This window comes from Mesorhizobium sp. M1217, assembly GCF_040318275.1.
Taxonomy (GTDB): domain Bacteria; phylum Pseudomonadota; class Alphaproteobacteria; order Rhizobiales; family Rhizobiaceae; genus Mesorhizobium.
Genome location: NZ_JAMYMA010000023.1, coordinates 1 through 21,612 on the forward strand (window position 1 = coordinate 1; position 21,612 = coordinate 21,612).

Annotated in this window: 16 protein-coding genes; 8 read left to right on the forward strand and 8 right to left on the reverse strand. The window is 63.8% G+C overall.

What is annotated here, in order from left to right; translation table 11 throughout:
- The 3 genes from NKH37_RS29220 to NKH37_RS29230 form a co-directional block, all read left to right on the forward strand.
- Positions 1 to 437, forward strand: a 437-nt coding sequence (locus tag NKH37_RS29220; protein ID WP_352596339.1) for a transposase, incomplete at its 5' end; no start/stop codon positions are given.
- 154 nt (positions 438 to 591) lie between these two features.
- Positions 592 to 1,878 carry an NAD(P)/FAD-dependent oxidoreductase gene (locus NKH37_RS29225; protein WP_353042154.1) on the forward strand — a complete coding sequence of 429 codons (1,287 nt, stop codon included), beginning with the start codon at positions 592 to 594 and terminating at the stop codon, positions 1,876 to 1,878.
- Between the two features lie 258 nt (positions 1,879 to 2,136).
- Positions 2,137 to 2,937 (forward strand): SH3 domain-containing protein, encoded by an 801-nt coding sequence (locus tag NKH37_RS29230; protein ID WP_245278604.1) that lies wholly within the window; start codon positions 2,137 to 2,139, stop codon positions 2,935 to 2,937.
- A 67-nt stretch (positions 2,938 to 3,004) separates the two neighbouring features.
- Here NKH37_RS29230 and NKH37_RS29235 read toward each other — a convergent pair whose 3' ends face one another.
- Entirely contained in the window at positions 3,005 to 3,751 is a 747-nt protein-coding gene (locus NKH37_RS29235) for an SDR family oxidoreductase (RefSeq protein WP_023719410.1), read from the reverse strand.
- A gap of 274 nt (positions 3,752 to 4,025) precedes the next feature.
- Here NKH37_RS29235 and zwf point away from each other — a divergent pair, with 274 nt between their 5' ends.
- The 3 genes from zwf (at position 4,026) to edd (ending at position 8,087) form a co-directional block, all read left to right on the forward strand.
- The gene (zwf, locus tag NKH37_RS29240; protein ID WP_352482393.1) at positions 4,026 to 5,495 is read left to right on the forward strand and encodes a glucose-6-phosphate dehydrogenase; all 1,470 of its coding nucleotides are present in this window, start codon (positions 4,026 to 4,028) and stop codon (positions 5,493 to 5,495) included.
- Positions 5,477 to 6,190: a 6-phosphogluconolactonase gene (gene pgl / locus NKH37_RS29245; protein ID WP_352482394.1), complete on the forward strand. Its 714-nt coding sequence runs from the start codon at positions 5,477 to 5,479 to the stop codon at positions 6,188 to 6,190. The genes zwf and pgl overlap by 19 nt, the downstream gene beginning before the upstream one ends.
- Before the next feature lie 73 nt (positions 6,191 to 6,263).
- The gene (gene edd, locus NKH37_RS29250; protein ID WP_352482395.1) at positions 6,264 to 8,087 is read left to right on the forward strand and encodes a phosphogluconate dehydratase; all 1,824 of its coding nucleotides are present in this window, start codon (positions 6,264 to 6,266) and stop codon (positions 8,085 to 8,087) included.
- Positions 8,088 to 8,135: 48 nt separating this feature from the next.
- Here the strand turns inward: edd and NKH37_RS29255 are convergent, their stop codons facing one another.
- The 4 genes from NKH37_RS29255 to NKH37_RS29270 all read right to left on the reverse strand — a co-directional run bounded on the left by NKH37_RS29255 (position 8,136) and on the right by NKH37_RS29270 (position 12,690).
- Positions 8,136 to 9,803, reverse strand: coding sequence for a vWA domain-containing protein (locus tag NKH37_RS29255; protein ID WP_352962411.1), 1,668 nt, complete (start codon positions 9,801 to 9,803; stop codon positions 8,136 to 8,138).
- A 112-nt stretch (positions 9,804 to 9,915) separates the two neighbouring features.
- Positions 9,916 to 10,914: a GlxA family transcriptional regulator gene (locus tag NKH37_RS29260; RefSeq protein ID WP_352962414.1), complete on the reverse strand. Its 999-nt coding sequence runs from the start codon at positions 10,912 to 10,914 to the stop codon at positions 9,916 to 9,918.
- A gap of 16 nt (positions 10,915 to 10,930) precedes the next feature.
- Positions 10,931 to 11,830 carry a bifunctional methylenetetrahydrofolate dehydrogenase/methenyltetrahydrofolate cyclohydrolase FolD gene (gene folD / locus NKH37_RS29265; RefSeq protein WP_352817603.1) on the reverse strand — a complete coding sequence of 300 codons (900 nt, stop codon included), beginning with the start codon at positions 11,828 to 11,830 and terminating at the stop codon, positions 10,931 to 10,933.
- Positions 11,831 to 12,039: 209 nt separating this feature from the next.
- Positions 12,040 to 12,690, reverse strand: a complete 651-nt coding sequence (locus NKH37_RS29270; RefSeq protein WP_352547856.1) for a hypothetical protein — start codon at positions 12,688 to 12,690, stop codon at positions 12,040 to 12,042.
- Positions 12,691 to 13,432: 742 nt separating this feature from the next.
- Between NKH37_RS29270 and proC the strand changes: the two genes are divergently transcribed.
- On the forward strand, positions 13,433 to 14,248 hold the full coding sequence (proC, locus tag NKH37_RS29275; RefSeq protein ID WP_352493824.1) for a pyrroline-5-carboxylate reductase: 816 nt from the start codon (positions 13,433 to 13,435) through the stop codon (positions 14,246 to 14,248).
- Positions 14,249 to 14,509: 261 nt separating this feature from the next.
- Here the strand turns inward: proC and NKH37_RS29280 are convergent, their stop codons facing one another.
- Positions 14,510 to 15,826 carry an NAD(P)H-dependent oxidoreductase gene (locus NKH37_RS29280; RefSeq protein WP_352493823.1) on the reverse strand — a complete coding sequence of 439 codons (1,317 nt, stop codon included), beginning with the start codon at positions 15,824 to 15,826 and terminating at the stop codon, positions 14,510 to 14,512.
- A 99-nt stretch (positions 15,827 to 15,925) separates the two neighbouring features.
- Complete coding sequence (locus NKH37_RS29285; RefSeq protein WP_353007133.1) at positions 15,926 to 19,630, reverse strand: caspase family protein; 3,705 nt, start codon at positions 19,628 to 19,630, stop codon at positions 15,926 to 15,928.
- 222 nt (positions 19,631 to 19,852) lie between these two features.
- On the opposite strand from NKH37_RS29285, the gene NKH37_RS29290 reads away from it, so the two are divergent.
- Positions 19,853 to 20,734 carry a YihY/virulence factor BrkB family protein gene (locus tag NKH37_RS29290; protein ID WP_352493821.1) on the forward strand — a complete coding sequence of 294 codons (882 nt, stop codon included), beginning with the start codon at positions 19,853 to 19,855 and terminating at the stop codon, positions 20,732 to 20,734.
- A gap of 114 nt (positions 20,735 to 20,848) precedes the next feature.
- Here the strand turns inward: NKH37_RS29290 and NKH37_RS29295 are convergent, their stop codons facing one another.
- A complete protein-coding gene (locus tag NKH37_RS29295) occupies positions 20,849 to 21,610 on the reverse strand; it encodes a glutamine amidotransferase (RefSeq protein WP_352547861.1) in 762 nt (253 codons plus the stop codon).
- Between the last annotated feature and the right edge of the window lie 2 nt (positions 21,611 to 21,612).

Here is a 21,612-nt window from a genome sequence, read left to right on the forward strand (position 1 = left end):
TCCGTCATTCCCTGGAGTTCGTGTCCTGGAAGGACCGCAAGTCCGTCGTGCCGGCGCTGCGCGCGATCTACCGGGCCAAGGACGCCGAAGCCGGCATGAAGGCCCTTGAGGACTTCGAAGCCAGCTACTGGGGGCAGCGGTATCCGGCGATCACCCAAAGCTGGCGGCGCAATTGGCAGCACGTCGTCCCATTCTTTGCCTATCCCGAAAGCGTGCGGCGGATCATCTACACCACGAACGCCATAGAGGCGCTGAACTCCAAGCTGCGCCGCGCCGTCCGCACCCGGGGACACTTCCCCAGTGACGATGCGGCCATGAAGCTGCTATATTTGGTGCTGAACCACGCGGCCGAGGAATGGAAACGACCGCCGCGCGAATGGTTCGAGGCCAAGACCCAGTTCGCCGTCGTCTTCGGCGAAAGGTTCGTCAGCCAATGACGAAACCGGCCTCGCGCACAGAATTCCTGACAGTTCCTCTCATCCGCAAGCTGTCGGCTGAATAGACACCTACTGCCCTACTGCCCTACTGCCCTACTGCCCTACTGCCCTACTGCCCTACTGCCCTACTGCCCTACTCCCCTAGCCGAGCATCATGACTTACCAATCCCCAATCTCCCCCGGCCGCTCCTGGTACGAGGACACGGCCGGACCAAGGCCCGAATATCCGGCGCTCGACGGCGACCGGACATGCGACGTAGTGATCGTCGGCGGCGGCTTTACCGGCCTGTCGGCTGCGGCTCATCTCGCCAAGTCAGGCGCGGATGTCGTGCTTATCGAAACGCATCGTTTCGGTGACGGCGCATCGGGCCGCAATGGCGGCCAGCTCGGCACCGGACAGCGGGCCTGGGCAGAGGAGCTGGAAGCGGAATACGGCTTTTCCCGCGCCAAGGCGCTGTTCGACCTCGCCGAAGAAGCCAAGGCGCATCTCCTCGACTTCGCCGCGATGCACCAGATCGAGATCGACTATATGCCCGGCCAAATGTCGGTGGCGCACAAAAAGCGCTATGTCGACGACTACAAGGCGCATGCCGAGATCATGGCAAGCCGGTTCGGCTATCCGCACATCTCATTCATGGATGCCGCGGAGACAGCCGAGCGGCTCGGCTCGACGCATTATTTCGGCGGCACCCGCGACACGGGCACCGGCCACATCCATCCGCTGAAGCTGGTGATCGGCACCGCAAAAGTCGCGGCACAGGCCGGCGCAAAGCTTTTCGAGCAGACACCGTCGACCGGCATCACCTCCGGCGGCGGCAAAGTGAGGGTGACGACGCCGAAGGGCACGATCATCGCCGGGAAGTGCTTGATCGGGGTCAACGCCTATGGCGGCACGCTCGAGCCGGTGAGTGCTTCGCATATCATGCCGATCGGCTCATTCATCGGCGCAACGGTACCGCTGGGCGCCGATTCCAAAGTGTTGCCGGGTGGCGAGGCGGTCGACGATTCGCGCTTCGTCGTGCGCTATTTCCGCAAATCGAAGGATGGGCGGCTGATGTTTGGCGGGCGCGAGATCTACGCAGTCAACGATCCCAAGGACATTCACATCCACATCCGCCGGCAGATCGCCGAGATCTATCCGGCACTGAAGGACATTGAGATCACCCATGGCTGGGGCGGCTATGTCGGCATCACCGTACCGAGAAAGCCGTTCGTGCGCGAAGTCATGCCCAATGTGATCTCGGTCGGTGGTTATTCCGGCCACGGCGTCATGCTGGCCAATTTTTTCGGCAAGCTTTATGCCGAGACGGTCGCCGGCAACCGCGACCGGCTGAAGCTGATCGAGGATTTGAAGATTCCGCCTTTCCCCGGCGGCCGGCGTTTCCGCGCGCCACTGCTCTTTCTTGCGCTCAACTGGTACGCGTTGCGGGACAGGATTTAACCAGGCGTTGCAGAATCCTTAACCAGGGCGCAGAATCCCCGCCAAGGGCGCAGTGATGCCACAATCGCGGGCGAAAGATGATGCTCGTGGGCAGCTGAACGGGGAATTTTTGCGGGCCTGCCCGCTTTGGTTTGGGAACGATGCCGATCGAAATGCCGGCTCTCCGGCATCGGTCGTGAGAACATCGGCCCGCAAATGGAGGTGGCAAGTGTGAGAGAGCCCTTCAGTTTCGGTGCGCCGGAACGACGGCGCGTTGCGATGCAATTCGGTTACGATATGCGGCCGACGTTCTGGCACGGGGTCCGGTCGAACGCGCATCTCGTGATCGCTGCGCTTGGCACGGCAGCACTGCTCGGCGTTGCCGCAGTGGCGCTGTGGCTGGCCTTGCCGGCCAATGAACGACAGGCGGCGGCGAGCCCTGAGCAGACCGTTCCGACCATTCCGGTCAAGACGACGAAGATCATGCCTTCCAAGGTCGCTGCTGCGCCGCGGACGACGGGCAAGGCCGACGCGGTTTCCCCGGCGGTGGCCGCGGCGGAAGCCGACATACCGGCGCTGGCTCCCAACGATCCCCGCTGGACGGGACCAAAGACGGCATCGGCCGCCGCCACAGCAGCATCCGACCAACTGGCAAGCCAGACCGATCAGGCGGCCGATAAATCGTCTGCTTCGGTGGCATTCGCCGATCCGGCAGCGAAACCCGACGCTGCGGCATTGTTTGCCAAGGTGGCGGCTCCCGGCAGCTCGACGAAAAACACAGGGCCCGACGGTGCGCAGACCGCTGCCATCCCCACACCCAAGCCGCAACTGCCGACGCAGTCCGCGAGCGAAGACGACAACAGCACCAAGGCAAAATCCGGAAAAACCAATACTGCCGGTACCGGACGCATCCTGAGATCCGTCACCATGCGCACCGGCCCAAAGAAGAATGCGGCCGCCATTCTCACCGTGCCGGCCAAGACCTCGGTGCAAGTGATGAGTTGCAAGCAGTGGTGCCAGATCGTCTACAACGGCAAGCGCGGCTGGGTCTACAAGAGCTACGTCAAAACCGGGGCGTAGGACAGACAGAGCGATCGCGGCTCGGATCGCTCGCCATCAGCCGCCTGTCGCCGGATGGCCTAGGGGTTCAAATGCAACGGCCGCCGTCGACTTCCAGCGCCACGCCGGTGATGAAAGCTGCTTCATCCGATGCGAGCCAAAGCGCGGCATTGGCCACGTCAAGCGGCGTCGAAAGCCGGCCGAGCGGGATCGATGCGCGGAACTTCTCGCGGATCTCGGGTGTGTCGGCGCCCATGAATTTCTCAAGCATGCCGGTCTCGCCGGCGACCGGGCACAGGCAGTTGACACGGATGTTCTTTGGCGCGAGTTCCACCGCCATCGATTTGGTCGCGGTGATCGCCCAGCCCTTCGATGCGTTGTACCAGGTGAGACCAGGCCGCGGCCTGATACCGGCCGTGGAAGCCGTCGTCAGGATGACGCCGCCGCCTTGCCGCTCCATGGCCGGCACCACGGCAAGTGCTGCGTTGTAGATTGCCTTCATGTTGACTGACGTGATCAGGTCGAAGGTCGCTTCGTCGACTTCCAGCATGTCACCGTTGCGATGGGTGTAACCGGCATTGTTGACCATGATGTCGATGCGACCGAAGGCGCTCATTGCAGCATGGACCATGTCGTCGAATTCGGACCGCAGCGAGACGTCGGTCTGGGTCCAGATCGCCTTTTCGCCGATCTCGCCGGCGACGCGCTCTGCGTCCTTGGCGTTCAGATCGGCGACAACGACCCGCGCGCCCTCCTCGGCAAAGCGCCTGGCCATGCCCTCGCCAAAGCCCGAGGCAGCGCCGGTGATGATGGCGACCTTGTTTTGGAGGCGCATGCCTTTCTCACTCATCGTTGAAGACGATCGACGACGCGTTTGGCCATGGCCATCGAAAGATGTGTGTCCATTGCCGATTTCTCCTTTGGCTTTCGCCTTGATCCCGCTCTATGCTGCACCTGCGAACGCTCCCGGAAGCATCGCTTGCCGACAAGCCTCCGGCCAGAGCCGGTGTCAAGAGCACACGCGGATGTGACGCAATGACACTGGCAAGTTTAAATCGATTAGATTATATCAGCCGCGTTATCGCGACCGGCGTCAGAGCGGACAGACCATGACCAGCCAGATCATCCCCGTCGACCCTTTCGACTTTATCATTTTCGGCGGCACCGGCGATCTGTCGGAACGCAAGCTTCTGCCGTCACTGTACCACCGGCAGCGCGACCACCAGTTTTCCGAGCCGACGCGCATAATCGGCACATCACGTTCGAAGATGACCGATGAGGAATTCCAGTCTTTCGCCAGGCAGGCGATTGCCGATCATGTGAAACCGGAAGATATCGACGCCACGGAACTGAAAACGTTCCTCGCACGGCTCTCCTATGTCCCGGCCGACGCAACCACAGGTGCCGGCTTCGACAGGCTGAAGAAGGCGATCGGCGACAGCGAACACATCCGCGCTTTCTATCTGGCGGTGGCGCCGGCGCTGTTCGGCGACATCTCGCACAAGCTGAAGGAGCACGGGCTGATCACGCCGAATTCGCGGATCGTGCTGGAAAAGCCGATCGGCCGCGATCTCGCTTCGGCGCGCGCGCTCAACGACCTGGTCGGCGACGATTTCCATGAAAGCCAGATTTTCCGCATCGATCACTATCTCGGCAAGGAGACGGTGCAGAATTTGATGGCGCTGCGCTTTGCCAATGCGCTCTACGAGCCGCTGTGGAATTCCGCCAATGTCGATCATGTGCAGATCACCGTGGCCGAGACGGTCGGCCTGGAAGACCGCGTCACCTATTACGACAAGGCTGGCGCGTTGCGCGACATGGTACAGAACCACATGCTGCAGCTGCTCTGCCTCGTCGCCATGGAGGCGCCGTCGTCGATGGACGCCGATGCCGTCCGTGACGAAAAACTGAAAGTGCTGCGGGCGCTGAAACGCATCAACGGCAACGAAGCGCCCAAGCACACGGTGCGTGGGCAATACCGTGCCGGCGCCTCGGCCGGCGGGCCGGTGAAGGGCTATGTCGAGGAACTCGGCAAGAACAGCAACACCGAGACCTTCGTTGCGCTCAAGGCCGAGATCGGCAACTGGCGCTGGGCCAGCGTGCCGTTCTACCTCCGCACCGGCAAGCGGCTGGCGACCCGCGTTTCGGAGATCGTTATCGAATTCAAGCCAATCCCGCATTCGATCTTCGGCGAGAGCGCCGGGCCGATCTCCGCCAACCAACTGGTCATCAGGCTGCAGCCCGACGAAGGCGTCAAGCAGTTCATCATGATCAAGGATCCGGGCCCGGGCGGCATGCGGCTGCGCCAGATCCCGCTCGACATGAGTTTTGCGCAATCCTTCGACGGCCGCGCGCCCGATGCCTATGAGCGGCTGATCATGGACGTCATCCGTGGCAACCAGACGCTGTTCATGCGCCGCGACGAGGTCGAGGCTGCGTGGAAATGGATCGACCCGATCCAGGACGCCTGGGAAAGCGGAAGGCAAGAGGCGCAAGGCTACACCGCAGGCACATGGGGCCCCTCGGCCTCGATTGCGCTGATCGAACGCGATGGGCGGACATGGCACGAGAGCAATTAGGCGGCGCCTACAACTGGCACGAATTTGCCGGACGCCAGGAGTTGGCGACAGCGCTTGCCGGCCACGTCGCCGGCCGCCTGTCAAAGGCGATCGCCGAGCGCGGCACGGCACTGCTTGCAGTCTCGGGCGGCACGACGCCGGCGAAATTCTTCGCGGCGCTTTCGACCGTTCCTATCGCCTGGGAAAAGGTGACGATAACATTGGTCGACGAGCGCTTCGTGCCGCCCTCGTCGCCGCGCTCCAATGCCGGTCTGGTTGCCGCCAACCTGCTGCAGAACGCGGCCGCCGCCGCGAATTTCGTGCCGCTCTACCACGCTGCGGCAACTATCGCGGGCGCAGCGGTCTCCGACAGTGAGGCGCTGCAAGTGCTGCCCTGGCCCCTCGATGTTGTTGTGCTCGGCATGGGAACTGATGGCCACACCGCCTCGTTCTTTCCGGATGCCGACAACCTGGCAAGATTGCTCGATCCGTCGTCGCAAAGGATCGTGCTTCCGGTTCACGCGGCAAGCGCCGGCGAGCCGCGGCTGACGCTGTCACTGGCGCGGATCATCAATGCCGGCTTCATCGCGCTGCATATCGAGGGCGCGGAAAAACGCACCGCATTCGAGGCCGCGCTTGGAGTTGGAACACGAAAGCCCATTCGCGCCGTGCTCGATGCAACTCAAAAGCCCGTAGAGGTTTTCTGGGCACCTTGATCTCAACTTGGCTGCAGGTCCCGGCAACAGCCGGAAGGTGTTTGCGGGACCTCGCCTGAAAGGACCGACCGCCATGACCGCAAGACGCGACATCGAAGCCATCACCCAGCGCATCCGTGAGCGCTCCAGGCCCGGTCGCGAGGCTTATCTCGGCCGCATCGCCGAAGCCTCGAACCGCACCGCCAACCGGGCCGTGCTGTCCTGCGGCAACCTGGCCCATGGCTTTGCTGTGTGCAGTCCTTCCGAAAAGGTGGCGCTTGGCGGCGACCGGGTGCCGAACCTCGGCATTATCACCTCCTATAACGACATGCTGTCGGCGCATCAGCCTTTCGAGACGTTTCCGGCACTGATCAAGGACGCGGCCCGCGAGGCCGGCGGCATCGCCCAGGTGGCCGGCGGCGTGCCCGCGATGTGCGACGGCGTAACCCAGGGCCAGCCCGGAATGGAGCTGTCGCTGTTCTCGCGCGACGTGATCGCCATGGCCGCGGCGATCGGCCTGTCGCACAACATGTTCGATGCCGCCGTCTATCTCGGCGTCTGCGACAAGATCGTGCCGGGGCTGGTGATCGCGGCGCTGACCTTCGGTCATCTGCCGGCGGTCTTCATCCCGGCCGGGCCGATGACGACCGGCATTCCGAACGACGAAAAGGCCAAGATCCGCCAGCTCTATGCCGAGGGCAAGGCGGGGCGGGCCGAACTGCTCGAAGCCGAATCCAAATCCTATCACGGGCCGGGAACCTGCACTTTCTACGGCACCGCCAATTCCAACCAGATGCTGATGGAGATCATGGGCCTGCACACGCCTGGCGCCTCGTTCGTCAATCCGGGCACGCCGCTGCGCGACGCGCTGACCAGGGAAGCGACCAAGCGGGCGCTGGCGATCACAGCGCTCGGCAACGCCTACACGCCAGCCGGGCGGATGATCGATGAGCGCTCGATCGTCAACGGTATCGTCGGCCTGCACGCCACCGGCGGTTCGACCAACCACACCATCCATTTGATCGCCATGGCGGCGGCGGCCGGCATCGCCATTACCTGGCAGGATATTTCCGACATCTCGGAAGCCGTGCCGCTGCTGGCGCGGGTCTATCCGAACGGCCTTGCCGACGTGAACCACTTCCACGCCGCCGGCGGGCTCGGCTTCCTGATCCGCGAACTGCTCGACGCAGGCATTTTACATGAGGATGTGCAGACGGTGTGGGGCGAAGGGCTGCGCCCCTACGCGGTCGAGGCCAAGCTCGGCGCCGATGGCGGCGTCGTGCGCGAGGCCTCGCCGCGCCAGAGCGGCGACGAGAAGGTGCTGGCGCCGTTCAAGAAGGCGTTCCAGCCGAGCGGCGGGCTGAAAGTGCTTTCAGGCAATCTCGGCCACGCCGTCATCAAGACATCGGCGGTCAAGCCGGAGCGGCGCATCATCGAGGCACCGGCCAAGGTGTTCGACAGCCAGCAAGGGCTGAACGAGGCGTTCAAGGCGGGGTCGCTGACCGGCGACTTCATCGCCGTCATTCGGTTCCAGGGCCCGAAGGCCAACGGCATGCCGGAATTGCACCGGCTGACCACCGTGCTCGGCATCCTGCAGGACCGCGGCCAGCATGTGGCGCTGGTTACCGACGGGCGCATGTCGGGTGCCTCCGGCAAGGTGCCGGCGGCGATCCACGTGACGCCGGAAGCGGCGGAGGACGGGCCGATCGCCAGGATTCATGACGGCGATATTATCAGGCTCGACGCCGAGGCCGGAACGCTCGAGGTGCTGGTGCCGGCCGGCGATTTCGCACTGCGCCGGCCCGCGGACAGCGACCTCATAGGCAATGAATTCGGCTTCGGCCGGGAGCTCTTCGCCGGGTTCCGGCAGATGGTGGGCCGCGCCGACCATGGCGCGAGCGCCTTCGGCGTGGCGTGACTTTTTCGGCCATGAGGAAGAGCGGCTGGTGGCCGCTCTCCCTTGGATCTATTGAACCGTCAGCTCGGCTCGCGCGCCGGCCCTGACCGTTACCGCGCCTTCCTTCGAGCTGCTGTCCGACTTCTCCGAAACCACCGCGTAGTCGCCAACCGACAAGGTGGCCTGATACTTCTGGTCATAGGCGTAGCCGACCGACTTGCGGGTTCCATCGATGTTCTTCTTGGCCTCGAATATCTCGATCTTCGAGGCCCCTGGCGCGGTGATCGCCAGCACGCCGGCGTTCATGGCGATCTTCAGATCCTGATGTTCGCCAATTTTGACACTGAACGGCTGCTCGGCCACCGCGAGATCGACGGTCGCGACCATTACATAATCGTCGGGCGGCAGATCGAACTTGCTGTCGGGGCCGTAGGCATAGGTCACCTCCTGCCTGGTCCCGCCGATGTCCTTTTTCGCCTGGAACACCTTGAAGCCGACGCCAGAACCCTCGGCCTTGTCGCCACCGGCAGCATAGTAGGCGTTGGCGACGACATGCCCGACGCCGACGATGATATCCTTGTCGATGACCCTGCCGGCGGCAAGCTGGACCGTCTCGGTAACCACGCCCTGGCCGATCGTGACGGTCACCTTCTCGTCGCCGGCCGGCAGCACGACTTTCGTGTCGCCATAGTAGGTCGGCAGGGTGTCGACGCCTGGATAGGCGATCACGACCGCCGCGCCGCCGTCAACGTCCGCCCCTTCGCTTGGCCGCGGGTGGATAACCAGCGTGCCGGCATTCAACGTGAAGAGCGGTTTGGCGACCTGGCCAGGCTCGATCTTGATCTTCTGTTCGGCCTTGGCCTCGCCGGCGCGCGCGACGACGATATAGTCGCCCGCCTCCAGATTGCCCTTGTAGGCGCCGTATTCGGTGGCGACGGGATCGCCGCGCGTGCCGTCGGAATTCGCCTTATAGATCTCCCAGGCATTGCCGTCGGTGACGGGATCGCCACCTTCGGCAAGCACGACGGTGGGCACGAAATTGGACTCCGCCGGCTGGGCAGGCCCCGGCTGGGGAGCAGGCTGCGGGGCGGCAGCCGGTTCAGGAGCGGATGGCGGCGGCGCAACGGTCTCGACGAGGGCGTCCTGCAATGCCTTTTCATCCGATGCTTCGATATATTTGCCGCCGGTGTTATCGGCCAGGCAGGCGACCTGCTTGCCTTCGGCAGCCGTCAGGCCAAAGCCGACGACATCGACGGTGAAGTCGATGCCGGCAGCCTCAAGCTCCTTGCCGAGCGCACAGGGATCGCCGCTGCATGTCTCGATGCCATCGGTGATGAGAACGACCGTCGCCTTGTCCTCGGTGTATTTCAATGCTTCCGCCGCTTGCTTGACAGCGGCGGTCAGCGGCGTCTTGCCCTGAAATTTCAAGCTGTCGGCCGCGGCTGAGATCGCACTTGCCGAGCCTGCCTGCGGCGGCACGATGAGTTCGATGTCGTCGCAACTGGCCTTCTCGCGATGGCCATAGGCCATGAGGCCGATTTCCTCATCGGCCGGGACCGATTGCAGCACGTTCCGCAGCGATTGACGGGCGATTTCGAGCTTGGGCTTGCCGTCGATCTGCGCCCACATCGAGCCGGAGGCATCGAGAATGACGATGACGCGATCGGCGGCGAAACCGAACCCCGTCGTCCAGAGCAACAGGGCCGCCGCAGCGACGCTCCGCACAAATCCCGCCATCAAAAATCTCCCCCGTCAGTCGCCGCCGCTCGGCGCCGGAACGCTATTTGACGCCGCGTCGCGACACAAGCCCGGACGGAGTACGAAGCTGCGTCGCCTCTCTGCCAAACCCTCAATAGGTCGTGCGGCGTTCCTCGGAAGGCGGCCGGCCGAATTGCAGCCGGTAGCTCTGGGCAAAATAGGAATGCGAGGTGAAGCCGGTGGCGATTGCCACGTCGAGGATCGGCATGTTGGTCTGGCGCAGCAATTCGCGCGCCCGCTCGAGCCTGAGCCGCATGTAATAGCGCCCGGGCGTCACACTGAGATGGCGCAGGAACAGGCGCTCGACCTGGCGCACCGACAGGCCCGCCGACTTGGCGAGCTGCACCGCCGACAGCGGCTCGTCGAGATGATCGGCCATCAGCTCGACGATGCGGCGAAGCTTCTCCGACTTGCCGGTCAGGTCGCGTTCCGGGCCGACGCGCTGGCGGTCCCCGGCCGAGCGAATGCGCTCATGCTGGAACTGGTTGGCGACGCCGTTGGCGAGGCTCGAGCCGAAATCACCGCGCACGATCTCCAGCATCAGGTCGATCGAGGTGGTGCCGCCGGCGCAGGTGTAGCGCTTGCGGTCGATCTCGAAGACGTTGCCGGTGCAGTTGATGTCCGGAAAGCGTTCGAGGAACCCGGCGCGGTTTTCCCAATGGATAGTGCAGCGATAGCCATCGAGCTGGCCTGCCTCGGCAAGCAGATAGGAGCCGACCGAAAGCGCGCCGAGCGCATTGCCGCGCCGACCCCAGCTGCGCAGCGCAGCCAGCACCTTGCTCTTGCCGGGAAATTCCGTCGTCAGCCCGACCGAGACGAAAAGGATATCGACCGGCGGCAGATCGACAACGGCGTAGTCGATCTTGAGCGGCAGGCCGTTGGAAGCCATGACGGCATCGCCGTCGGCCGACACCGTCGTCCAGCCATAGAAATCGCGGCCGAGCAGCCGGTTCGCCGACCGGAACGTGTCGATTGCCGCGGCCAGCGAGAACATGGAGAACTTGTCGACCAGCAGAAACCCGAACTGCCGGCCGCCCTGAACGGGATCATTGGTGACCGGCCGTTCTAAGGGAACAATGAGGTTCGGCAAGGACGCTGCTCTCTGGTCAGAAGGAAGGCCGTTTCAACCCGGCTGCGAGGTAGGCGGAAGCTAGCGTGTTGGCCATCAGCATGGCAATGGTCATCGGCCCGACGCCGCCAGGCACCGGCGTGATGGCGCCGGCCGCCTTCGCTGCCTCGGCAAACTCGACATCGCCGACGAGGCGGGCCTTGCCTTCACTCTTTTCAGGTGCGGCGATGCGGTTAATGCCGACGTCGATGACGGTGGCGCCAGGCTTGACCCAGTCGCCGCGGACCATTTCAGGCCGGCCGACGGCTGCGACCAGAATATCGGCGGTGCGGGCAAGCGCCGGCAGGTCCCTGGTGCGGCTGTGTGCGATGGTGACCGTGCAGTTGGCGGCAAGCAGTAGATTCGCCATCGGTTTGCCGACGATGTTCGAGCGCCCGACGACGACCGCATTGAGGCCGGACAGATCCTTGCCGCGCACCCGTTCGATCAGCAGCATCGAGCCGGCCGGCGTGCAAGGCACGAAGGCGGTCTCGAGCTCGCCGGTGCCGAGCTTGCCGACATTGATGAAGTGGAAGCCGTCGACATCCTTCTCCGGCGCGATGGTCTGGATGACTTTGCCGGCATCGATATGGCCGGGAAGCGGAAGCTGCACCAGGATGCCGTTGATGGCCGGATCGGCGTTGAGCTGGCCGATGATCTTCAACAGGTCCGGCTCGGAGGTCTCGGCCGGCAGCGTGTGCTGAACCGAATGGAAGCCGCATTCCTTGGCGGTGCGGGATTTGGAGGCGACATAGACCTGGCTCGCCGGATCCTCGCCGACGATGACCACCGCGAGGCCGGGCTGCCGTCCGCCCTTTTCCGCCAGTTCGGCGACCAGGGCCTTGACCCGCCGCACCACGTCTTCGGCGACGCTTTTTCCGTCAATCAACTCAGCCATGAACCACCCTCGACGCCGATCGCCTAAGCCTGCCGCGTTAAAGCATCCCCGCGGCGTACTCCAGATACCTTTTATGCATGTCGTTGCCCAGAACCATGCGCAGCCGGGCGGACATGCAGCGCGGCATTTTCACGAAAATCGAGCCGGGCAATCCCGTCAATGCGCCGTCCCATGCCGCTAACTCGAAACCGGCATGTTTTATTCGACGCTTAGAAATAGCGGCGCGTGCGGTTTTCGGTGAGCTCGCGAACCGCTTCGCGGAATTCACGCAGGCTGGCACGGATTTCCTCGATCTGGCTTTGCTGATCGGCGGCTTCCGAAACCTGATTTGCCTCCTTCGACCAGGCCTGAGTATAGGCCGAATGCTGCGGCGTGGGTTGCTGCGGATAAGGTGGCTGTCCGGCATAGAGCGGCTGTAGATCGAAGGCAGGCGGCATCGCTGCGCCGGAATTTGTCGCGGCGGAAGTCTCGCCGGACGCCATCTCCTCCGGCGCTCTGCCGGGCATGAGCCTGCGCAGCGCCGACAACACGGTACCGATCGGACGCCGACGCGCTGCCCGGTACGCTTTGTCCTCAGCGGGACCGGCATCGCGGCCGCCAAGGGAGCCAGCGGGGTCGAACAATACATCGGCAGCTGCAGGCTCTTCCGTCAGTATGGTGCCGGCCTCCGGCCCATCAGGACGGAGCTGGCTTGTACCGGCGGCTGCCAACAGGATCGGACTGGCACGCGCCTCGCGGCGCGACCGGGCGAGACGATGGCGTGTGGCGGCATCCTCGCGCCATGACGGGCCTGCACGGTCCTCTAGCGAAACCAGCGATGCTTCGTCCTCGTCGCGCACTGCCTCGACGAGCGACAGCAAAGACCGCTCGTTCCTCCAGTGTTGACGATTATCCCTGTAAGCCATGGTTCCTGGAGCTTTCCCCTAGGGCTGGGACGTAGCGACCGTCCACTGGTTAAGCGATGCTAAACAGGCATAGGAAATAAAAGGTTAATTTGGTCGGCTGAGAGACCTCGTTTCCCGCCTTAAGACAATGCCATCGAGTTCGTCGCCCACGATTGGTCGATCACTCGAAAAATGGCGGGATGTCGGTTAAGGGTTCATGAAGTCGCCCTCTTGAACACCGTCAGAATTCGGGGGAGGCTATCCGTATGATAACGCCAGACACTCCGTTTGCGCTGATGCTGGAGATGCACGCTGTGCTCTTCGGAGTTCCGGTGCTTAGTCTGCTGGCAGGGACCGCAATCCTTGCTTTGATACGCCGATGGCGCTTTTCTTCAGGGGCCGTGGCGGCTTGCAAGATGGCTATGGGAGTCGGCGTCGTGGCCGTGGCAGTTGTGCTTGGTTGGGGAGGATTTCTTGTCGGCTTTGGTGCGCTGTTGGAGAATCCAGGCTATCGCTCCCACCTCGTCTGCAATCCCTGTTTTTAGTCTGGGATGGGCCGAACCTGGCCGTCCAGAGTGATCGGGTCAGGACTGACCGAGCCCGATCAGGCGGCGAAAGCGGCGACATAACCCGGCCCCTGATCAAGGTCCGAGAGGGGCTTCCCCGTCCGTCCACGAACGTCTATGGCAAAGCCAACCATTTCGAATGGAGAGCTTCGATGACGATCAGGCTTGTTCTCGCCGGTTGCGGCAATATGGGCTACGCCATGCTCTCCGGCTGGCTGAAAGCCGGCAAGCTCGCTCCGGCTGCGGTGTTCGTGGTCGAGCCCAATGCCGAGTTGCGCAAGCGTGCCGAAGCACTGGGCTGCGGTGCTGCCGCGGATGTCGGCGCCATACCGGCCAACGCCGTGCCGGCCCTCGTCGTCATGGCGGTCAAGCCGCAGGTGATCCGCGACGTGACGGCTGGCTACATCCGCTTCAACGATGGCCGAACCACTTTCCTCAGCATCGCCGCCGGGACACCGGTCGCCACGTTCGAAGGCATTCTCGGCGACCGCGCGCCGATCGTGCGCTGCATGCCCAACACGCCGGCGGCAATCGGCAAGGGCATGATGGTGGTGTTTTCCAACAGGCTGGTTTCCGAGGACACCAAACACCTTGTCGCCGATCTGCTTTCGGCGAGCGGGCAAGTGGCCGACATTGACGACGAGGGCCTGATGGACGCGGTGACGGCAGTCTCCGGATCCGGTCCAGCTTATATCTTCCATTTCATCGAAGCGCTGACGGTGGCCGCCGAGAAGGCTGGCCTGCCGGCCGGGACTGCCAAGCTCTTGGCAATGCAGACGGTCTACGGCGCCGCATCGCTGGCCGCCGAAAGCGGCGAGGAGCCCGGCGTGCTCAGGCAGCAGGTGACCAGCCCCAACGGCACCACGGCTGCGGCCCTTGCAGTACTGATGGGCGAGGACCGGCTGACACGCCTGCTCACCGAGGCGGTGGAAGCGGCGCGGCTGCGGTCGGTAGAGCTGGGGAAGTAACAGCTGTCGAGGCGTGGGTCGGCCGTGCGTTTCAGGGGCAATAGCAAACGCTCTGTAGCGATCCTTCGCGCCCCCCTCTGTCCTGCCGGACATCTCCCCCACAAGGGGGGAGATTGGCAGTTTGGGCGCTCCGCTCACGAACTGCGATGTTGGAGATTGGCGAAAGCCGGCGTGACGTCCGATCTCCCCCCATGTGGGGGAGATGTCCGGCAGGACAGAGAGGGGCGCTGTCCCGCCGACGTCAAAGTTTCTGCACCGCACCTAACCCGCCCCATACAGCATCTCGTCCTGCAGCCGGCGCAAGGCGAATAGCCTGGTCGTCGGGTCGGGCGCGGCATTGTCGGCGGTGAGCAATTCGCCTTTCCTCACCGGTTTCAGCACCTTGCCGCCTTCGAGCAGGCCGACGGGCACGGCGTGGTGGGCGCGAGCCTCCTCGACGGTCATGGTCCAGGAGCGGTAGCAGGTCTCGCCGATCGCGTCGAACGTCTCGCCTGCCGCCAGATCGCGCTTGGCCACGGCGCAGACCTCGGCCACCGGCCTCGGCAGCGGCACCATGTCGGGCTTGCCGTAAAGCGCGATACGGGCGGCCGTCAGCGGCACTTCCAGCGAGGTCAGATGGTAGGGCCTGAAGAAGCTGTAATAGGGGCCGTGGCCGATATGCAGATCGTCCATGCGCTCGATGATCCGCGGATGAGTCGCCTCGACGATGACGAAGACACCGGGCGCCACGCCCTTGCCGACGGTATAGTCGACAACGCCCTTCTTCGACAGGATGCCGCCCTGCTCGCGCGGGATCAGCACCTTGACCAACTCGTCACGGTCGGCCTTGGGGCCGTGCATGCCGGGAACGTCGGGTACCAGCCCAGTGGCGTTGGCGATGGCGCACATCTCGACCATGGTTTTCGAGCCGTCGACGAACTCGACCAGCATGCGCGGATTCATGTTGCGGCGCAGCGCTTCCTCCCGGTAGTCGTCGGGAACGGCGTCGTGGTTGAGAGGGTTGTTCTTGCCCTTGCCGGCGGAGACGATGGTGTAGCCGAGCGCCGAGGCGAACTCGATCAGCTCCATGCAGCTCGACGGTTCGTCGCCGGCACCGACCGAATAGACGACGCCGAGCCGGTCGGCCTGCTGCTTGAGGTAGCAGCCAATAGTGACGTCGGCCTCGACATTCATCATCACCAGATGCTTGCCGTGCTGCATCGCCATCAGGTCGAAATCGGCGGCGACGCCGGGCTTGCCGGTGGCATCGATGACAACATCGATGAGCGGATTGGTGACCAGCATCTCGTTCGAGGTGATTGCGATCTTGCCGCTCTCGATCGCTTGGCTGACCTTCGAAGCGCTGTCCGCTTCGGCTGCCATTGCCTCGTCGCCATAGGCGATGCGGATGGCGTCACGCGCTGTATGCGGCCGGCGGGTCGAAATCGCGCAAACCGAAATGCCCGGCATCAGCATGCCTTGTGTCACCAGGTCGGTGCCCATCTCGCCCGACCCGATGACACCGATGCGCACCGGGCGGCCTTCCGCCGCGCGCTTGGCAAGATCCCGGGCAAGCCCGGTCAAGGCGACATTGGTCATGCTGGAAACGTCCACTGCTTTTTTGATTTGAAGCGGGAATAGCAGGGAACGGCAACCCTTTGCCAATCGAAACCGGCCGCGGCCACCTTTTCCTGTGCGCTATTGCAATTCGGCCAGCAAGGCTTGTGCCTCGGCAAGGTTCTTTGCGGAGCCGGCGGCAAGGTCGTCCATCTTGCCATCCCGAAAGATGACGAGCGCATGCTGGCAGGCGGCTATCGCTTCCTCGGCCATTGCCTTCTGCTTGCGAGCAGCACCCAGATCGGTAAGCACGTCGCACAGGCTGTCCTCGGTGAAAGCGATGCCCGGCACCGAACCGATCTTCTTCTGCACGGCGATGGCCTCGCGCAGGATCGGCACCGCCTCCTCGAATTTGGCGACGTTGTTTCCGGCGCGGCCGGCGAGCGTCAGCTGATAGCCGATCTCGTTTTGCATGCTCGCCCAGCGCTCGGGGTCGCGGTCGCGCGAGCGCACGCTCTGGATCGAACGATAGATGCCGGCCGAACGCTTCAGCAGGGCAACGTCGTCGCGCCAGTAGCCCAGCGTCGAAAGCGCGCTGGCCAGATTGGTCTGGTTGCGCAGCCATTCGTCGGCATCCCTGTCGCGGCTTATCACCGTCAGTGCCGCCTCATAGGCCTGGACAGACTTGGCCATGGCGTCCGGGTCGGAACTGGCGTTTGCCTGCATCATGCGGGCATTGCCGAGGTCGCCTTCGACCGAAGCCCAGAGCGAGCGGTCGGGCAGCGTGGCATAGACGGCCAGTGCCTTTTCATGCGCGGCCGCCGCCTTCTGGTAGAGCGACGGGTCATTGGCGCTGCCGGCAAGGTAGTAATAGGCGCTGCCGAGTTCGTTCTGCAGCTGGGCGTGATCTTCCGGCACCGTGGCGAGGTCGTAGAAGGGCAGCGCCGCTTCAAGCGCCGTCGCCGACTGGTTGAACGCTTCGCCGTCCTGCGTGCGGTCGCCCAGAACCAGGAGCACATGGCCGAGACCCCATTGCGTTGCCGCCCAAGCGTCGGGGTCGCTGTCACGGCTCTGCACTTCGAGCGCCGCGCGATAGGCCACCGCCGAGCGCTGGAGCGCCTCGTCCGAACCGCCATCGGCCTTGCCGAGCATGGAAAGTGCTGCGCCCAGCCGGTACTGCGTCTTCGCCCAGTCCTTCGGGGCACTCTCCTTGGTTCGCACGGTGAGCGCTGCATCATAGGCGGCGACCGCTTCTTCAAGGATCGCTTTGTCGCGAGCACGGTCGCCCCAGGTCGACAGCGTGTTGCCGAGACTGTGCTCTATTGAGGCGAATTCGAGCGGCGCGGCGGCGACGGTATAGACCTGCGAGGCCTCGCGATAGGCGGACGCCGACTTCCGGAGATAGTCGATGCCGGTGTCCCGATCACCAAGCGTCGCATAGACCGAGCCCAGATTCTGGTTCAACGAAGCCCAGTCGAGCGGCAGCTTTTCGCGCGGATATTCAGAAAGTGCGGCCTCATAGGCAGCGACCGCCTTGAGCAGCGCGTCATTGCCGGCCTGCCTGGCGCCGAGACGCTGCAAGGCATTGCCAAGCGTCAACTGGCCGTTTGCCCAGCTGGCCGGCGCATGGTCGCGCGTCCACACCGTCAGTGCGGCCTCTGCCGCCTCCCGAGCACGCTGAAGCGTAGCAATGTCGCCATTGATCTGGCCGATCGATTCCAGCGCCGAACTCAAATTGTTCTGGATCGTCGCCCATTGCGCCGGCGCGCGCTCGCGCGTCATTTCCTCCGTCGCCGCCTGATAGGCGGCAACGGCCTGCTCAAGCGTCGGTACGTCTTGTTCACGCTCCCCGAGGAGGAACAAGGCCGCGCCGAGATTGACCTGGCTCAACGCCCAGTCGAGCGGCACGCGCTCCCTGCGGTATTCGGTCAGCGCGGCGCGATGCGCTTCGATGGCGGCGCGAAAGCTGTCGCTGGTGGCTTGGCGCTCACCCAGTTCGGAGAGCACGATGCCGAGATTATTCTCAGTCGCCGCCCATTCGAGCGGCAGCTTTTTCGACACTTGCACCTCGAGCGCCGCGCGGAACGAGGCAACGGCATTGTCGAGCAACGTCGTGCCGTTCTCGCGCTGGCCGAGCCGCCAATAGACGGTGCCGAGATTGCCTAGCGTCGAGGCCCAGTCGTCCGGATTGGCGTCGCGCGTGTAGACGCTCAGCGCCTGATCGAAGGCGGCTGCCGCTTTGTCGAGGTCTTCGCGACCGGCCTCGCGCTCGCCCAGCGTCGACAGTGTGGTGGCGAGATTGTTTTGCGTGGCCGCCCATTGCCGCGGGCTGTTTTCGCGCGACACATAGGTCAGCGCCTTTTCATAGGCAGCGACCGCCTGCACCAGAAAGGCGTTGTCGCCCGAGAAAGAACCATGCGCGGAGAGCGCCTGGGCCTCGGCTGCCTTGTAGAACCAGGCTTCATGGTCGTCCCATTTCTCGACCTGCTCATAGGCCTTGGCATAGTCCTGGGCTGCCGCCTGATAGCTGAAGGAGATTTCGTAGGTTTTGGCGCTGTCGCCGAAAACCTCGGCAAACTCGAAACGACGCGCCTTGAGGTCGGCTTCAGCCCGGTCGACGGTCTTCGACAGTTCGCCAACGCGGGCCTTGGCCTGTTCATGGATTTTCTGCGCTGCTTCCAGCGCGCCTTCCTGCACCGCTTGTTCGGCCAGTTTTGAAAGCCGGACGATTTCCGGATCCTGGCTCTTCAGCGTCGCCTGCTCGGCCAGTACCTGTTTCAGCCGCTCGGTCTGGCCGCGCAGCAATGTGTCGAGTTCGGCTGCATCCCTGGGTGTCTCGGTGCCCAGCGTCTTCAGCATGGCGTAGAGCGCGTCCATCGGTACGCCGCCGTCGCGGGCGATCGTCTCGATCTGGCGGCGTTGCGGGTCGGGCAGCGTCGAGATCGTCAGCAGCAGCCGGCGGCGCTCTGTGAGGATCTCGCCCTCCTCGCCTTTCGGCACCTCGGCGGGCGTGCCGAAATAGAGCAGCCGGCGCAGGCTCTCATTGACCCAGGGCCGCTGCCGGCCGCCGGTCTTGAGATAGACCTCCTCGCCGACCATGCGCAGCACAGTGCCGAATTCCTCGCCGCCCATCGTGTCGATGTGACGCAATATGGCTGCCGCGTAGGGGCTGTTGCCGTCGGCGGGACCGTCGAGCGCCACCTTGCCGGGCTCGGCGGCAAAGCCGATGACTTGGCCCAAGCTGTCGTTGCCAGAACCGCTGTCGTCGGCCGAACCCTTGGCCGGCGCGCTGTCTTTTAACGCCACGACGCTGCGGGTTTCGCCGAGGCCGCCGGCGCCGATCGGCTTGCCGGCTTCACCCGGCTTGAGTTTCAAAAGCGTGCCCGGCGGAAACGGGTCGTTGCGGCAGGCATCGAGCAGCACGATGGTGACCGGCACCTTGGCCTTCAGTTCGGCCACGATCGACGACAGCGGGACCAGCTTCTCGCCGGCATCCTCGAGCGCCGCAATGTCGGCATCGACGGGCACCAGGAAATTCTCGCCACCGGCTTCGATGCCATGGCCGGAATAGTAGATAATGGCGACGTCGGCACCCTCGGCATCGTCGACGAAGCCTTCGAGGTCGCGCCGCAATTTGCGTGCGTCGCGATTGGTCGCGACATCGGTTTCGAAGCCGAGCCTGTCGAACATCTCCTCGATGGCGCGGGCGTCGTTTTCCGGATTGGGCAGCTTGCCGACATGCTCATAGTCGGACTGCCCGATGACGAGCGCGACGCCTTTTAGCGCCTTCGGCTCCTCGCCCCGAGCAGGAACCAGCGCGCACAAAAGCAGCGCGGCAAACGCCACGCCTATGCGCCCTGTTGCACCTGGAAACAACATCGCCCACCCCAACCCAGCGTGCAATCTTCCACAGCGCCATGGCATCATGATGGCCGGCGCTTGGCAAGTGTTCGGGCAAGAGGTGTTCTTGTCGTGGCCTGTCGTGCCGCTCCGTTGCGATCTTCGCGCCCCTCCCTCGCCCAGCGCTGCGCCGCCGCTACTTGTTTGTTGACAGCATGCGAGGCCCACATGTGGAATTTGGCAGCAGAGAGCTGGAGGCTCCTCAAGCAGAGCGTCCTCGGCTTCATCGATGACAATGCGCTGAGCCATGGGGCGGCGATAGCTTTTTATGCCACGACCTCGCTTGCGCCGATCCTGCTGATCGTCGTCGCTATCGCCGGCATGGCCTTCGGGCACGAGGCGGCACAACTCGCCCTTTCGGCACAGATCGCCGGCCTGATGGGACCGCAAAGTGCCGAGCTGCTGCAGGCGACGATCGAAAACGCTTCGCAGAAGGAAGCGGGAACCCTTGCCAGCATTCTGGGGCTGGTCACGCTGTTCGTCGCCGCATCCGGCGTGTTCGGCGAAATGCAGTTGGCGCTGAACGAAATCTGGAAAGTCAAACCGAGGGCAGCAACGATCTCACGGCTGGTGCGGGCACGCATTGCAAGCCTGGGCCTGGTCGCCGCTCTCGGTTTCCTGCTCCTGGTGTCCTTGGTTGTAAGCGCCGCGATTTCGGCGCTCGGAGACGTCATCAACGCCTATCTGCCGTTCGGCACCATCATCCTGAGCGCGGTCAACGGGATTGTCTCGTTTGCCCTGATCGCGCTGCTGTTTGCCGCGATCTACAAGGTGCTGCCCGACCGCAGTCTGCAATGGCGCGATGTCGGCCTTGGCGCCGTCGTCACCGGGTTTCTGTTCACCATCGGCAAGTCGCTGATTGGCTGGTATATCGGAACCAGCGCTTTCGCATCGTCGTACGGCGCGGCCGGCGCCCTGCTCGTCGTGCTGTTGTGGGTCTACTATTCGGCCGAGATATTTCTGCTGGGCGCCGAATTCACGCGAGCCTATTCGGTTCGGCACGGCAGCCGGTCCGATTTGAAGAACAAGGTGGAATCGCATGACAAATGAGTTCACGCCGAAATTCGACTTGGCCGGCAAGGTGGTGCCTGTCACCGGCGCCTCGCGCGGCATCGGCCGCGCCGGCAGGCGAACTGCATCGGTCAAACCTGGTGTCCAGCTTTCTCATTCATTGCCGGCGAGCCAACGGACCATGTTCGCCATCAGTTTTCCGTAGAACGGCCATCCGAGGAAATTCTGCGAGAGCCAATGCGGGCCGATATCTGTTGCCCAGGCAATCGTGCGGCCGCGGCCATGGCTACCGACGGCAAGGAGCGGCCAGTCGGTGCCGCGGTGGTGGCAGGTCGCCAGAAGCCGGGACGAACCGTCGTGCCTGAATTCCAGCTTGTTCATGCCGAGGATCGGCGGCAACGGCCCCTCCACCCCGGAAAAAATCGGGTGGGATGACTGCAGGATGGAGGTCTGCAGGCCTTGCGGGACCTCCATGCCGTCGCTGTAGGGTAGGCAACGGACCGGCAGAACGTCCTCGACCGGGGTGTCGTGGAAACGCGCCGTCCCGAACATGCCCTGAAAACCCATATAGCCGCCGGCCAGCATCAGCCCGCCCCCACGTTCCACATAGGCCTTGAGCACATCGAGGCGGTTGACGCCGACACGCCCGGCGCGGGCATCCGGCGTCACCAGCAATGTCAGGGCGCCGACGTCGGAGATCACCACCGCCCGATATTGGGCGAGCGCATCGAGGTCATAGGGAAACTCCGCGCCGCAACGCTCGCCGCCGATCTGCGTGACCGCGATGCGCTCATCGGCCATCGCGGCGTTGAAGGCCGTCGCGCCATTTGTCGAGGTCGCACTTGTAAGCACATCGCTACCGATGGCGACCGACGTCGTCGCCGCAAAGGTTTCGCCTGCAAGCAATATCTTCATTG

Coding starts and splice junctions, on each gene's coding strand:
- proC (WP_352493824.1), top strand. CDS start 13,433: ATGACGATCAGGCTTGTTCTCGCCGGTTGCGGCAATATGGGCTACGCC.
- NKH37_RS29225 (WP_353042154.1), top strand. CDS start 592: ATGACTTACCAATCCCCAATCTCCCCCGGCCGCTCCTGGTACGAGGAC.
- zwf (WP_352482393.1), top strand. CDS start 4,026: ATGACCAGCCAGATCATCCCCGTCGACCCTTTCGACTTTATCATTTTC.
- NKH37_RS29290 (WP_352493821.1), top strand. CDS start 19,853: ATGTGGAATTTGGCAGCAGAGAGCTGGAGGCTCCTCAAGCAGAGCGTC.
- NKH37_RS29230 (WP_245278604.1), top strand. CDS start 2,137: ATGCAATTCGGTTACGATATGCGGCCGACGTTCTGGCACGGGGTCCGG.
- NKH37_RS29255 (WP_352962411.1), bottom strand. CDS start 9,803: ATGGCGGGATTTGTGCGGAGCGTCGCTGCGGCGGCCCTGTTGCTCTGG.
- edd (WP_352482395.1), top strand. CDS start 6,264: ATGACCGCAAGACGCGACATCGAAGCCATCACCCAGCGCATCCGTGAG.
- NKH37_RS29280 (WP_352493823.1), bottom strand. CDS start 15,826: ATGACCAATGTCGCCTTGACCGGGCTTGCCCGGGATCTTGCCAAGCGC.
- folD (WP_352817603.1), bottom strand. CDS start 11,830: ATGGCTGAGTTGATTGACGGAAAAAGCGTCGCCGAAGACGTGGTGCGG.
- NKH37_RS29235 (WP_023719410.1), bottom strand. CDS start 3,751: ATGCGCCTCCAAAACAAGGTCGCCATCATCACCGGCGCTGCCTCGGGC.
- pgl (WP_352482394.1), top strand. CDS start 5,477: ATGGCACGAGAGCAATTAGGCGGCGCCTACAACTGGCACGAATTTGCC.
- NKH37_RS29295 (WP_352547861.1), bottom strand. CDS start 21,610: ATGAAGATATTGCTTGCAGGCGAAACCTTTGCGGCGACGACGTCGGTC.